The sequence below is a fragment of the Lentibacillus cibarius genome (genome assembly GCF_005887555.1).
In the GTDB taxonomy this organism is placed as follows: Bacteria; Bacillota; Bacilli; order Bacillales; family Amphibacillaceae; genus Lentibacillus; species Lentibacillus cibarius.
The window spans coordinates 2265154-2278132 of the sequence record NZ_VCIA01000001.1 but is presented as its reverse complement, the minus strand read 5'-3'; the positions used below and the strand labels follow the sequence as shown (position 1 = coordinate 2278132).

Genomic DNA, 12979 nt, shown 5'->3' with positions numbered 1-12979 from the left:
CATGGTGTACATATAATTGTATACCTTTATTTTTATATTTAATTAGAACATATGTTCTTGTGGAGGGTTGTTATATTAATACTCATCTTGAAGACTATATACAGAATTTGTACAAGTTTCTCCGCATCAATAGACCAGAACAATTAATAATTGATAATATTGCTAAGAGGCTTAATTTAAATATTTATTACGGCAAATTCAGTCTCCGTTTCGGAAATGATTTAGTAATACAAAAATCGACAAAGCAGCGTGAATGGCAGTTATTTGGTCACGAAGTTGGTCATTATTTGAGGCATTGTGGAAATCATCTAACTTTGCATCGTTTGTTTTTAGACATGCAGGAATGGCAAGCCAATCATTTTGCTTACCATTTCTGCGTACCAACTTTTATGTTACATAAAACAGACTATATCTCGATAGACACCATTATGAATTTATTTAACGTTGAATATGATTTCGCTGTTAGACGATTAGAAATGTATCAAAACAAACTATATAAGGAGGGCATGAATCATGTACTGTCAAAAATTCAAAACTAAATCTGGACAAGTTAAATGGGAGTGTATTGCCGATGGAGATCCTGATCCTGCAACAGGAAAGCGCAAACAAATAAAACGACGTGCAAAGACACAACGAGAAGCCAAAGAGCGTGTAAAAAAAGCTGTCCGGTCAACTCAAGAAGATAAAATTGACGAGAATTCAGGAAAACGCGTCACATTTGATCAAGTTGCGGCTGCTTGGTTGGAAGTATACAAACAAACAGGCGTTAAAAGGAGCACAGTACGGATCCGGGAAAAAGAAGTCGCTATACTAAACCGTTACATGGCAAAAAGCCCAATTGGAAAGATTACGTATTCCATGTTTCAAAAATTCATTAATGACATTTCGCCAAACTATGCCCGGACTACAGTCCAAGGAGTGAACACATCAGCTGGCATGATTTTTCAGCATGCAATAAAGGATAGGCTTATTAAAGAAAGTCCAAATCGCGATGTTATTATACCTAAAAAACGAAAAACAGTTGAAGAAATTGAGATAGCACCTATTGAACAAAAATATTTAACGAACGAAGAATTGAACGAGTTTTTAAATGCCACTTTAGACAATGGCCAGGAATTAGATATCGAGCGTTTCTATCTGTTAGCCTTTTCAGGCATGCGCTCCGGAGAGTTATGTGCATTAAAATGGTCTGACATTAACTTTAGCACTAACACTGTTCGAATTACAAAAACACTCTATAACGAAGATAACAACATGCGCAAATTTGAATTAACGCCGCCAAAAACGAATGGGTCAATACGGTCGATTGAAGTGGATTCTGAAATTATGCTGATTACGGTCAACAAAATGTACCACTAGTGACATGTTATTTACCACCGAATGACAAGAAATGTACCATCAAATGACAAATAAATGTACCACTTACGCGATACCTTCTATATAATTAATGAGCACGCCTTTGGTGTGACATGATTATAGGAGGTATTTTTTAATGATTCACTATCGAAAGATACTGGAATTGCACGATGAGGGCATTAGCCTTAGGGGCATTTCAGTAAGTACAGGCAACTCTCGCCAGAAGGTAACAGAAGTTATTGATCTGGCAAAAAAGAAAGGAGTGATTTGTCCATTAGAGGAAGAAATGTCAGATCAATGGTTAGAAGAATTCCTTTATCCAGAGACGACGTTGGAGGCGTCAGGTCGAAAGCCATTAGATTTCGAATACATTCATAAAGAATTAGCGAAGCCTAATGTGACCCTTTCGCTGCTTCATCATGAATATGAAATTGAATGCCGTGCGAATCATAAAATTCCATATTCCTACCGTAGCTTTGTTCGTCATTACAGTAAGTATGCGGATAAATATAAGGCTACATTACGCATTCGAAGAAAACCTGGTGAAATCATGGAAGTTGATTGGGCGGGTTCTACAGCTTCCATTATTGATCGAGATACTGGAGAGAGATTAAAAGCTTACATTTTTGTTGCGACTCTGCCTTGCAGTCAATTATCATACGCTGAAGCAACCTTATCCATGGATTTAAGTTCTTGGGTAACGGCCCATAATCATGCGTACAAGTATTTTGGCGGATCTACGCAGATTATAGTACCAGATAATCTGAAAGCGAGTGTAACAAAACATACAACGCGTGATTTAGTTTTAAATCCTACTTACAGAGAAATGGCAGATTACTATAACACTATAGTTATGCCTGCCCGGGTTCGCGCCCCGAAAGACAAGCCAAGTGTTGAAGGCTCTGTCGGTGTTATTTCAACATGGATAATTGCAGCATTAAGAAACACACAATGCTTCAGCATTGATGAATTAAATAAAGAAGTTTGGAAGAAATTAGATGAGTTTAATCAGCGTCCTTTCACTCGCAAACAGGGATGTCGTCTATCAGCGTTTGAAGAAGAGGAGAAATTTGCGCTTTCCCCTCTTCCAAATGCACCTTATAAAATGTCTCAATGGAAAACAGCAAAGGTGCGACCTGATTACCATGTCTCTGTTGAGAGCATGTTTTATTCTGTTCCATATGAGTATATCAATCGAGAAGTGGAAATAAAACTTTCAGATAATCTCATCGAGATCTTTTTTAATCATATGCGAATAGCCTCTCACAAGCGATTACATGGGAAATTTGGTCAATTAGCTACAATTCGAGATCATATGCCTGACAATCATAAGCTGTTTGTAGATCAGACGCCGGAAGCAGCGATTGAGTGGGCTGAAAGCATTGGCCCATTTACTTTGGATATTGTTCAATATATTCTAAATACGGCTCAAGCTGAAAAACAGGGATTACAATCCGTGTTTTCATTAAAAAAATCAGAGCGTCGTTATACCAAATATGAAATAGAGCGTGCGTGTAAAATGATAACATCGATAACGAACAGACCGACAGTCAAGAGCCTTCAAACGCTTTTAAAGAACAATAAAAAGAACGATGCCGAGCAAGAATTAAAACGAAAAACGGAAATGAAAGAAAACAACTATGGTTTCACTCGTGGAACTGCTTATTATAAGGGGATGGATCAATAATGAATGAACAAACGTTGACAAAATTACACGAAATGAAACTAAACGGCATGGCTGAAGCTTATAAGGAACAAGCATTGAACAAAGACTTCCAAAACATGAGTTTTGAAGACCGGTTTTCTTTACTAGTCGACCTGGAACATTCTCGCCGTAAGAGCAATAAGCTTCAACGGCTGATCAAGCAGGCAACTTTTCTTAACTCAAATGCCTGTATTGAGGATTTAGAATACCATGATGATCGCAAACTGGATAAAGAGCTGATATTAAAGCTAGCAAGCGGTAGCTTTATCCAGGATAGCCACAACATTATATTAAAAGGAGCCACCGGATCTGGCAAATCATTTTTAGCGACTGCATTTGGTGTATCTGCTTGTCGGCAATTTTATAAAGTAAAATACATTCGCCTACCAGAGTTATTGGATGAACTGACACTTGCCAAGTTAGCCGCAGACGGGACTTATCGGAAATGTATTAAAAAATACACTAAAGTCGATCTGCTTATTCTCGATGAATGGTTACTGACCGACTTGACGCCTGACGAAGCAGCCATATTACTCGAAATCACTGAAGCACGTCATAAATTGGCTTCAACCATTTTCTGTTCCCAAATTGACCCCAGTGGGTGGCATCTGAAATTAGGGAATGAAACAATTGCGGAAGCTATTTTAGACCGTATAATCCATGATTCCTATCAAATTCTGATAGACGGTGAAGTTTCCATGCGTGAGCGTCATGGATTGGGGGGATCCAAATGATCCCCATAGAAGTTGAAAACCGTATAGCTAAATATTTTTTTCATAAGTATTTACCTAATGAGGTGCGGATTGAAGTTGAAAGCAGACTGTTATCCTCCTGCGTATGGACCGAGGAAGAGGATTTAGATTATGATAAACTGGTTGGTTGGGCAATCGGGATTATTGATAAGCAATTAGGCGATAAAAAGTTTAGATAGATCAAAACAGCCATTGGGTAATCTCTATTCAATGGCTGTAATTATTATATACTGTGCAGATGGCTACCGCGCGTACGCTTGCTTCCTTCTAATTCGCGTTAGCTTGCTTCGCAAACAAACGCTCATTACGAAGCTACGCCCTCCAACACCTATAAAATAAAGGGTGAGCCATATCCGATGGTGATATTCAATTAATAAGCAGAAAAAATCTACTGCTTTTAAAACATTGGTCTGTAGGGCTTTTTCAACCATTGGTAAATACACTGGCAATGTGTGGTAAATACCTTGGCAAACGGTGGTAAAAAAGATGGCAAGGGTGGTAAATTCCGATGGCTGTAATCAATTATGCAGCTTATTAAATCACATTACAAACGTCAGAAAAAGATCAAAATGAAATATCGTTATGAAGTGGAACATGACGGTAATTTCGTTTTTTGCCGAGCGAATGGTTATCCTTATATACAAAAAAATATTGTGATGAGGATGGCTAGGCTGATGGAATATACCAACATTGAAAAAAAGGCGACGCCCCATATCTTCAGACACACCCACATAAGCATGATGGCTGAAGCTGGTGTTGACCTTGCGACGGTTATGGAAAGGGTTGGACACGATGACCCACAAACGACTTTGAAAATCTACACACATGTAACCAAAAAGATGAAAAAGGACGCTTCCGTAAAAGTTAGCAACTTATACGAAAACGCCCTTTCCAAAATAAAATTCAATTAAATGTTACTTTCTTGTGACATTTTTAATGTTACAAAGGCTTAAAACCTCTTATAAACACTCTCAAATCAAGGTTTACGGGCGATGATTTACATCATGCCACCCATACCGCCCATGCCGCCCATGTCAGGGGCACCGCCGCCATCGCTTTCTTCAGGATGGTCAGCAACGACTGCTTCGGTTGTCAAGAACATAGCAGCGACGGATGCTGCGTTTTGCAGTGCAGAACGAGTAACTTTAGTTGGGTCAACAATACCAGCCTCAACCATGTTTACCCATTCGCCGTTAGCTGCGTTGAATCCAGTGCCAACTTCTTCGCCTTTGAGCCGCTCGACAACGATGGATCCTTCAAGTCCGGCGTTGTGTGCAATTTGGCGAATTGGCTCTTCAAGTGCGCGAAGTACGATGTTTGCACCTGTTGCCTCATCATCTTTAAGTGATAGTTCACCAATCTTGCTAAGTGCGTTGATAAATGCTGTTCCACCGCCGGAAACAATTCCTTCTTCCACAGCTGCACGTGTAGAGTTCAAGGCGTCCTCGATGCGGAGTTTACGTTCTTTCAACTCAGTTTCAGTTGCTGCGCCAACTTTGATAACTGCTACGCCGCCTGCCATTTTCGCAAGACGTTCTTGCAGTTTCTCTTTATCGAATTCGGAAGTTGTTTCCTCTGCTTGTGCACGGACTTGGGATACGCGCTGGGAAATAGCTTCCGGATCACCGGCACCTTCAACGATTGTTGTATTGTCTTTGGTAACAACAATCTTGTTAGCACGGCCAAGCTGATCGATTGTTGCGCTCTTCAAATCAAGTCCAAGGTCTTCAGTGATAACCTCAGCACCTGTCAGTGTAGCAATGTCTTCAAGCATTGCCTTACGACGGTCACCGAATCCTGGTGCTTTAACGGCAACAGCATTAAATGTACCGCGCAATTTGTTCACAACAAGTGTAGCTAGTGCTTCTCCTTCCACGTCTTCAGCAATAATTAGGATAGGCTTGCTTTGCTGAACAACTTGTTCCAGTACTGGAAGCACTTCCTGGATATTGCCAATCTTTTTATCAGTGATCAGCACGTACGGATCTTCCAGTTCAGCTTCCATTTTATCCTGGTCCGTTACCATGTATGGGGAGGCATAGCCACGATCAAACTGCATACCTTCGACTACTTCCAGTTCCGTATTGAAGCCTTTAGACTCTTCAATTGTGATAACCCCGTCATTACCAACGCGCTCCATCGCTTCAGCAATCAGGTTGCCGACTTCATCGTCGTCAGAAGAAATAGAAGCAACTTGGGAAATAGAGTCTTTGCCTTCGATTGGGTTAGAAATGCCTTTCAGTTCGTTAACAGCTACTTCAACTGCTTTTTCAATACCGCGACGGATACCTACCGGATTAGCACCGGATGCAACGTTTTTCAGTCCTTCACGGATCATCGCCTGCGCAAGAACCGTAGCTGTTGTTGTACCATCACCGGCAATATCGTTTGTTTTGGATGCAACTTCAGATACGAGCTGTGCACCCATGTTTTCAAAATGGTCTTCCAGTTCAATTTCTTTAGCAATCGTGACACCATCATTTGTAATCAATGGTGAACCGAATTTTTTATCAAGTACAACATTGCGGCCTTTTGGTCCCAATGTGACTTTAACGGCGTCTGCAAGTGTGTCCACACCGCGCAGCATCGCACGACGAGCGTCTTCACTAAATTTAAGTTCTTTTGCCATGATTAATCGCCCTCCTCAGTTTGTTATATGTTATTTGCTGACATTCCGGTGGTTAGCTGATAACTGCCAGGATGTCGCTTTCACGCATAATTAAGTATTCTTTGCCGTCGTAATTCACTTCTGTTCCGGCAAATTTGGAGTAAATGATACGGTCACCCTCGTTGACTTCAAGTGCCATTTTTTCTCCATTGTCTGCTGTACGGCCGGAACCAACCGCTACAACAGTTCCTTCTTGCGGTTTTTCCTGTGCTGAATCAGGAAGGACGATACCGCTTTTGGTTGTTTCCTCCTGTTCCACAAGCTCGATGACAACTCGATCCCCTAGTGGTTTAATCATGCCGACAACCTCCTTAATTCCTTTTCAGTTTTTTTATTAGCACTCGAATGTAGTGAGTGCTAAGTCCAATTATTATATTATAAAATTCAACTAAAAAATGCAAGCATTGTCTCTTAAAAAATTTTCAAGTACATCACGCTTGCCATTCTATTATAAGGTATTTGGAAATTATGATAAAATAGTTAATACTGTTTTTATAATAGAAGAATTGAGTTGAAGCATATACTGTAGAAATAAAAAAATAAAGGAGTCGTTTTATCTTGGCAAGACGGTATTGGTATGTGATTTTGACGTATATAATTATGCAATTTTCCGTGTTAGCATTTGCACCACTTCTGTACGTATTAACACCGTTAGGAATCACGGAAGCCTCGATTTATTGGTCCGTATTCAGTTTTATAGCCGGCCTGGTCGTTGTCTTGTGGCTCATGCGCCCGGATATGCAAATGACCCGGAACCAAGCAGATTCCGGACTATCAACGGGGGAAATTATTCTATGGGCTATTGCCGGACTTTTCATGGCATATCTTGCTAATGGCATTGCTTCGCGTATTGAAAAAGTTTTTTTAGGTGTGAAACCAGAATCGGAAAACACCCAAATGATTATGGACATTACCCGAGTGGCACCTATTTTTGTCATCGTTACAGCTATTATAGCACCAATATTAGAAGAGATTATTTTCCGGAAGATTATCTTTGGAGAACTTTACAAGCGGACGAACTTTTTTATTGCAGCGGCACTGTCGGCGTTAATCTTCGCCATTATTCATAGAGAACCTGAGCATACGCTTGTCTACGCTTCCATGGGCTTTGTATTTGCATTTCTTTATGTGAAAACGAAGCGTATTATCGTGCCTATCATTGTTCATATGAGCTTAAATTCCATATCCGTAATTTTATCGCTTGCATTGGATCTGGAAGATTTGCAAAAGCAACTGGAGACTATTGTGATGGCACTGACACCATAAAACCCGGCTATTACATGCATTCTTTTTAGCTGAGACTTATCATTTCTAAGGGGTAATAATTATTATGCGAATGACACCGAAATCGATGGCAATGATATATTTTCTTGTAGGAGCACTGTTCGTTAGCATTGCCGTACGCATTACGGACGGATCAGTCTGGAACTTTCCGACGATTATACTTGCAATTATTGCAACACTTGACATTGGTGTCGGAATCCGGATGATGATTATCCATCTCAAAATAAAAAGGAAAAAGAAGTAGTGCTAAACGGTTGCACTGCTTCTTTTTTATACTTCAGTATCGGCTTTTTATTCATCCTCAGCTAATGGATAATGCTTCAGAAAATAAACGAGTGCCTGTAGTTCAATTGCTAAATCGATATGATGAACACGAACATCGGATGGGACTGTTATTCTTGCGGGCGTAAAATTAAGAATTCCGTCTATTCCAAATTCCACCAGCCTATTTGTGATTTCTTGCGCCGCATTAGAGGGAACGGTCAAAATCGCTACTCGTACATCTCCCATTTTTTCTTCAAGATCATCGATATGATAAATCGGTACACCGTCACTGTTTGTACCCGTTTTATTCGGATCCGCGTCAAATGCCATCATGATTCTTGTATTGTTATTTTTCATAAAGTTGTAATGCAAAAAAGCCGTTCCGAGGTTTCCTACCCCAATAAGAGCGACGTTGGTCAGTTCATCCTGATCCAGTGTTTTCCGGAAAAAGCCAAGCAAATATTCCACATTATAGCCATACCCTTTTTTTCCCAATGCACCAAAGTAGGAAAAGTCCCTACGAATCGTCGCGGAATCCACTTTAACTGCATCACTCAACTCTTTTGAAGATACACGTTTCTTTCCCTGATGGTTGAGATTATTCAAAAACCGGTAATAAAGTGGTAGTCGTTTAGCAGTCGCTTGCGGTATTTTACTATTATCCACTGTCAGTCCCCCTTGTTGTCCCGATGATATTCACCTGATTTTCCGCCGGTTTTGGTAACAAGATACGTCTGACCGATAATCATTCCTTTATCAAGTGCTTTACACATATCGTAAACTGTAAGCGCTGTCGCTGACGCTGCTGTTAAAGCTTCCATTTCTACACCGGTTGAACCTTTTGTTTTAACGGATGCTGCGATTTGCAGTTCATAAACGCCATCTTTTATTTTCCAGTCAAACGTAATGTCCGTTCCCTTCAATTGCAGCGGGTGACACATCGGAATCCAGTCAGACGTCTGTTTGGCTGCCATAATTCCCGCTACCTGAGCGACAGCCAATACATCTCCTTTTTTCATTGTTCCCGCATTTATCTTTTCATATATTTCTTTTGTTAATTGGATACTTGAGACAGCAGTAGCCGTTCGTTCTGTTTCCTTCTTTTCACTAATATCGACCATTCTTGCCCTGCCCTGTTCGTTAAAATGTGTGAATTCAGACATTTGCTCAACTCCATCTAATTTGTAAGTAATCCTTTATCCATTCTAACAAAAAAACACAAAAAAGTCGTGATGAATTTCACATGATGATTACCCAGTCAATTCATGATACGATAGACACATGATGAATGAGGTGAAAAATCATGATACTAATGCAGCTTAATGATGTTTCCAAATCATTTGGGGCTGATGAAATTTTAGCGAATATAAAATTGGAGATTAAAGAAAATGACCGGATTGCTATTGTTGGGAGAAACGGTGCCGGTAAATCAACCTTACTAAAAATAATGGCGGGGGAATTTTCCCATGATAGTGGCGAGCTATTCAAACCGAAAAATCTTACCATTGGCTATTTGACGCAGCACACCAGCCTTGAATCCCATAAAACGATTTGGGATAAAATGTTGGAGGTTTTCGATCATTTGTTAAAGCAGCAAGAGGATTTAAGACAAATGGAGCGAAAAATGCAACAGACGGCTTCTCTGTCAGATACGAATTATGAACAGCTGCTCGCAGATTACGACAAAAAGCAGCAAAAGTTCGAGGAGGACGGCGGATACGAATATGAGGCAAATATTAAAGCAGTTTTGACAGGCTTGAATTTCGGTGACATTCCATATGATACACCGGTTAATGAACTGAGCGGTGGACAAAAAGCTCGGCTCGCTCTCGGGCAGCTACTGCTTAAAAGGCCTGATCTGCTAATATTAGACGAGCCGACCAACCATCTGGACATTGATACCATGACATGGCTGGAGCAATATTTAGGAAGCTATCCCGGAGCAATCGTCATTGTATCACACGATCGGTATTTCCTTGATAAAACGGCAGCTGTGGTTTATGAAATCTCCCGGAATCGATCAAAAAAATATAACGGGAACTACAGCCATTACTTAAACCAGCGTGCACTCGATTACGAACAGGAACTAAAGGAGTATGAAAAACAGCAGAACGAAATTAAAAAGATGGAAGATTTCATTCAGAAGAACATTGTCCGTGCATCGACAACAAAGCGTGCCCAAAGCCGCCGGAAACAGCTGGAAAGGATGGAACGTATAGACAAGCCTAAAGGGGACGAAAAGTCGGCCTCTTTCACTTTCCGGATCAACCGAACAAGTGGAAATGATGTATTGAAGATTGATCAGCTCAGCTTTCAATATGAGAATGATCCAGTGTTTCAAAACGTCACGATTCATGCTAACCGCGGTGAGCGCATTGCGTTAACTGGCCCGAATGGTGTCGGTAAAACAACGTTACTAAAAACGATAACCGGACAAGTTCAGCCTTCTGCAGGCACTATCAATCTCGGCACCAATGTAGAGATTGGCTATTATGATCAGGAACAGCAGCAACTAACCCTTTCCAAAACGGTGCTGGACGAACTATGGGATGAATACCCGGACACCGATGAGAAGGATATCCGTACCGTTTTAGGGAATTTTTTATTTTCGGGTGAAGATGTCCTGATACCTGTCCATTCGCTTAGCGGTGGCGAAAAGGCCCGCTTATCACTAGCGAAACTCATGATGCAAAATGCCAACTTCCTCATTCTCGATGAGCCAACCAACCATCTGGACATTGACAGTAAAGAAGTGCTTGAGGGTGCCTTAATGGACTTTCCCGGAACGATTCTATTCGTTTCCCACGATCGGTACTTCATTAACAGGCTGGCCGATAAAGTAGTAGAAATGCAACATACAGGGGCAACCATTTACTTAGGTGATTACGACTACTACATGGAGAAAAAACAAGAAGAGGCAGAGATCAAGAGGTTAACGGAGATAGAGGAATCTTCTGTGCAACAAGGAAATCGAAAGACGACATTCCATGAAAACAAGCAGCAGCAGCGGGAGAGGCGGAAGATCCAACGCCGCATTGAAGAACTGGAAGCGGTCATTGAACAGCACGAAACGGAATTGACTGCCCTTGAACAGAAAATGGCCGAACCAGACATCTATGAAGATCATGAAAAAGCACTTGAACTAACGGAAGAAACCAATCAGCTGAAACAAAAAATTGACTCGTTAATGGAAGAGTGGACCGAACTGCAAGAGGAGGATTAAAGGTAGCCCGTGTGATGCTAAATCATGCGGGTTTTTTATATTTTCCCACTATATCAACAGGTGATGAAGACCGCTCAAAAATAGCAATGCACAGGTTATCCACAAGTTAACGTATATGAGGTAACTTATTTAGCAGTGTTTTTTTTAGTTACCCACATTATCCACAGAAAAACACGGACTTATCCACACAATCCATCCACATACACACATCCCAATTAATATGCTTTCGCAAAAAATATCCACAGGCCCTTCAAGGACGCTGTGGACATTTCACTTTAACGGTAATGATGGATTAGCATTCAAATCCCAGCCAGACCGTTTGCCATGTTCAAAATTTACAAATCCAGCTGCGGCAATCATCGCAGCATTATCTGTACAAAGATTTAACGGCGGTATCAAAAGTGGAATACCTGACCCACTGAATTTAGCAGTCAGCGAATCACGGAGTCCTTTATTTGCTGCAACACCGCCAGCTACAATTACCTGTTTGGCACGATAGGCCTGTGCAGCCTTCCACGTTTTGGCCGTTAACACATCGACAACACTTGCCTGAAAACTGGCAGCGATCGCTTCTTTGTTGATATCCTCCCCGCGTTGGGTGGTGTTGTGGATCGTGTTGATAACTGATGACTTTAAGCCACTGAAGCTAAAGTCATAGCTATCCTCTCCCAGCCAGGCACGTGGAAAAGCAATGGATGCTTCACCTTTACTAGCGAGCTTGTCAATTTGCGGACCGCCTGGGTATGGCAGTTCCAACATACGGGCTACTTTATCATACGCCTCCCCTGCCGCATCATCACGTGTCTCACCAATCAGTTCATACTTGCCGTGTTCTTTCATTAGAACTAGTTCTGTATGACCGCCGGAGACGATCAATGCGAGCAGCGGAAATTCAAATTCCGAAACAAATCGATTCGCATAGATATGGCCAGCAATATGATGCACACCAATCAACGGCTTTTGTTTGGCAAACGCCAGCGCTTTAGCAGCATTAACCCCCACCAATAATGCTCCGACGAGGCCCGGGCCTTCTGTAACAGCAACTGCATCTATTTTCTCCCATGTCATGTCAGCCTGTTTGAACGCTTCCTCAAGAACGATCGTCATTTGCTCAACATGATGCCTTGACGCAATTTCAGGTACTACACCACCGAAGCGTTTATGACTATCAATTTGCGATGCAACCACATTGGAAACGATCTCCCGGCCATTTTTGACAATTGCAGCAGCTGTTTCATCGCAGCTCGTTTCTATTCCAACTATATACCTATCATTATTCATGATAAATCCACCCACATAACAATGGCATCCTCCTGGTTATCTGTATAATAATTTTTGCGGACGCCACCCGGTACGAGTCCAAACTTCCGGTACATGCGTTGGGCAGTGGTATTGGATGCACGGACTTCAAGGGAAAGGCGTTTCGCTCCCATATACATAGCTTGTTCAATCACATATAAAAATAACTTCTCGCCCAGCTTTTTCCCCCGAAAACTCGGAATAACAGAAATCGTTGTAATCTGTGCGTCATCAATAACATGCCACATCCCTGCGTACCCAATCATCTGCCCATCCAGAAACATGCCGTAATAGTGAGCATGGTGATTATCGACTATTTCCTGCAACATAATTTCCTTTGGCCATGGCGATGAAAAAGAAGCCTGCTCCACGTCCACGATGTCATCTATATCAGCACTGTTTACTTTACGAATAACCAGTTCAGCCAT

General features: G+C 41.4%; 15 protein-coding genes. 9 read left to right on the top strand and 6 right to left on the bottom strand.

The genetic code is table 11. From position 1 onward, the window contains the following. The first annotated feature begins 59 nt into the window (after positions 1 to 59). From FFL34_RS11150 to FFL34_RS11125, 6 genes are all read left to right on the top strand, one after another. A complete protein-coding gene (locus FFL34_RS11150; RefSeq protein WP_138603502.1) occupies positions 60 to 539 on the top strand; it encodes an ImmA/IrrE family metallo-endopeptidase in 480 nt (159 codons plus the stop codon). Next, positions 514 to 1359: a site-specific integrase gene (locus FFL34_RS11145; protein ID WP_234031479.1), complete on the top strand. Its 846-nt coding sequence runs from the start codon at positions 514 to 516 to the stop codon at positions 1357 to 1359. The genes FFL34_RS11150 and FFL34_RS11145 overlap by 26 nt, the downstream gene beginning before the upstream one ends. A gap of 133 nt (positions 1360 to 1492) precedes the next feature. Further along, a complete protein-coding gene (istA, locus tag FFL34_RS11140; RefSeq protein ID WP_135111883.1) occupies positions 1493 to 3043 on the top strand; it encodes an IS21 family transposase in 1551 nt (516 codons plus the stop codon). Further along, positions 3043 to 3795 (top strand): IS21-like element helper ATPase IstB, encoded by a 753-nt coding sequence (istB, locus tag FFL34_RS11135; RefSeq protein ID WP_135111882.1) that lies wholly within the window; start codon positions 3043 to 3045, stop codon positions 3793 to 3795. The genes istA and istB overlap by 1 nt, the downstream gene beginning before the upstream one ends. Next, positions 3792 to 3992, top strand: coding sequence for a hypothetical protein (locus FFL34_RS11130; protein ID WP_135111881.1), 201 nt, complete (start codon positions 3792 to 3794; stop codon positions 3990 to 3992). The genes istB and FFL34_RS11130 overlap by 4 nt, the downstream gene beginning before the upstream one ends. A 345-nt stretch (positions 3993 to 4337) precedes the next feature. After that, positions 4338 to 4724, top strand: coding sequence for a tyrosine-type recombinase/integrase (locus tag FFL34_RS11125; protein ID WP_325053273.1), 387 nt, complete (start codon positions 4338 to 4340; stop codon positions 4722 to 4724). Positions 4725 to 4810: 86 nt separating this feature from the next. On the opposite strand, the gene groL is transcribed toward FFL34_RS11125, so the two are convergent. Together groL and groES are read right to left on the bottom strand one after the other, a co-directional pair. After that, positions 4811 to 6442, bottom strand: coding sequence for a chaperonin GroEL (gene groL, locus FFL34_RS11120; RefSeq protein WP_138603501.1), 1632 nt, complete (start codon positions 6440 to 6442; stop codon positions 4811 to 4813). 52 nt (positions 6443 to 6494) lie between these two features. Then, on the bottom strand, positions 6495 to 6779 hold the full coding sequence (gene groES / locus FFL34_RS11115) for a co-chaperone GroES (protein ID WP_138603500.1): 285 nt from the start codon (positions 6777 to 6779) through the stop codon (positions 6495 to 6497). A 260-nt stretch (positions 6780 to 7039) separates the two neighbouring features. Between groES and FFL34_RS11110 the strand changes: the two genes are divergently transcribed. Both FFL34_RS11110 and FFL34_RS11105 read left to right on the top strand, forming a co-directional pair. Then, positions 7040 to 7747, top strand: a complete 708-nt coding sequence (locus FFL34_RS11110) for a CPBP family intramembrane glutamic endopeptidase (protein ID WP_138603499.1) — start codon at positions 7040 to 7042, stop codon at positions 7745 to 7747. Between the two features lie 64 nt (positions 7748 to 7811). Next, positions 7812 to 8009, top strand: a complete 198-nt coding sequence (locus FFL34_RS11105; protein ID WP_138603498.1) for a YdiK family protein — start codon at positions 7812 to 7814, stop codon at positions 8007 to 8009. A 47-nt stretch (positions 8010 to 8056) separates the two neighbouring features. On the opposite strand, the gene FFL34_RS11100 is transcribed toward FFL34_RS11105, so the two are convergent. Next, positions 8057 to 8695, bottom strand: a complete 639-nt coding sequence (locus tag FFL34_RS11100) for a redox-sensing transcriptional repressor Rex (protein ID WP_138603497.1) — start codon at positions 8693 to 8695, stop codon at positions 8057 to 8059. A 2-nt stretch (positions 8696 to 8697) separates the two neighbouring features. After that, entirely contained in the window at positions 8698 to 9192 is a 495-nt protein-coding gene (moaC, locus tag FFL34_RS11095; RefSeq protein WP_138603496.1) for a cyclic pyranopterin monophosphate synthase MoaC, read from the bottom strand. Between the two features lie 140 nt (positions 9193 to 9332). Between moaC and FFL34_RS11090 the strand changes: the two genes are divergently transcribed. Further along, complete coding sequence (locus FFL34_RS11090; RefSeq protein ID WP_138603495.1) at positions 9333 to 11252, top strand: ABC transporter ATP-binding protein; 1920 nt, start codon at positions 9333 to 9335, stop codon at positions 11250 to 11252. A 270-nt stretch (positions 11253 to 11522) separates the two neighbouring features. On the opposite strand, the gene tsaD is transcribed toward FFL34_RS11090, so the two are convergent. Together tsaD and rimI are read right to left on the bottom strand one after the other, a co-directional pair. Continuing rightward, positions 11523 to 12533, bottom strand: a complete 1011-nt coding sequence (gene tsaD / locus FFL34_RS11085; RefSeq protein ID WP_138603494.1) for a tRNA (adenosine(37)-N6)-threonylcarbamoyltransferase complex transferase subunit TsaD — start codon at positions 12531 to 12533, stop codon at positions 11523 to 11525. Beyond that, positions 12530 to 12979, bottom strand: coding sequence for a ribosomal protein S18-alanine N-acetyltransferase (gene rimI, locus FFL34_RS11080; RefSeq protein ID WP_138603493.1), 450 nt, complete (start codon positions 12977 to 12979; stop codon positions 12530 to 12532). The genes tsaD and rimI overlap by 4 nt, the downstream gene beginning before the upstream one ends.

Coding starts and splice junctions, on each gene's coding strand:
- groL (WP_138603501.1), bottom strand. CDS start 6,442: ATGGCAAAAGAACTTAAATTTAGTGAAGACGCTCGTCGTGCGATGCTG.
- rimI (WP_138603493.1), bottom strand. CDS start 12,979: ATGGCTGAACTGGTTATTCGTAAAGTAAACAGTGCTGATATAGATGAC.
- FFL34_RS11130 (WP_135111881.1), top strand. CDS start 3,792: ATGATCCCCATAGAAGTTGAAAACCGTATAGCTAAATATTTTTTTCAT.
- istB (WP_135111882.1), top strand. CDS start 3,043: ATGAATGAACAAACGTTGACAAAATTACACGAAATGAAACTAAACGGC.
- FFL34_RS11105 (WP_138603498.1), top strand. CDS start 7,812: ATGCGAATGACACCGAAATCGATGGCAATGATATATTTTCTTGTAGGA.
- FFL34_RS11090 (WP_138603495.1), top strand. CDS start 9,333: ATGATACTAATGCAGCTTAATGATGTTTCCAAATCATTTGGGGCTGAT.
- tsaD (WP_138603494.1), bottom strand. CDS start 12,533: ATGAATAATGATAGGTATATAGTTGGAATAGAAACGAGCTGCGATGAA.
- istA (WP_135111883.1), top strand. CDS start 1,493: ATGATTCACTATCGAAAGATACTGGAATTGCACGATGAGGGCATTAGC.
- FFL34_RS11125 (WP_325053273.1), top strand. CDS start 4,338: ATGCAGCTTATTAAATCACATTACAAACGTCAGAAAAAGATCAAAATG.
- moaC (WP_138603496.1), bottom strand. CDS start 9,192: ATGTCTGAATTCACACATTTTAACGAACAGGGCAGGGCAAGAATGGTC.
- groES (WP_138603500.1), bottom strand. CDS start 6,779: ATGATTAAACCACTAGGGGATCGAGTTGTCATCGAGCTTGTGGAACAG.
- FFL34_RS11145 (WP_234031479.1), top strand. CDS start 514: ATGTACTGTCAAAAATTCAAAACTAAATCTGGACAAGTTAAATGGGAG.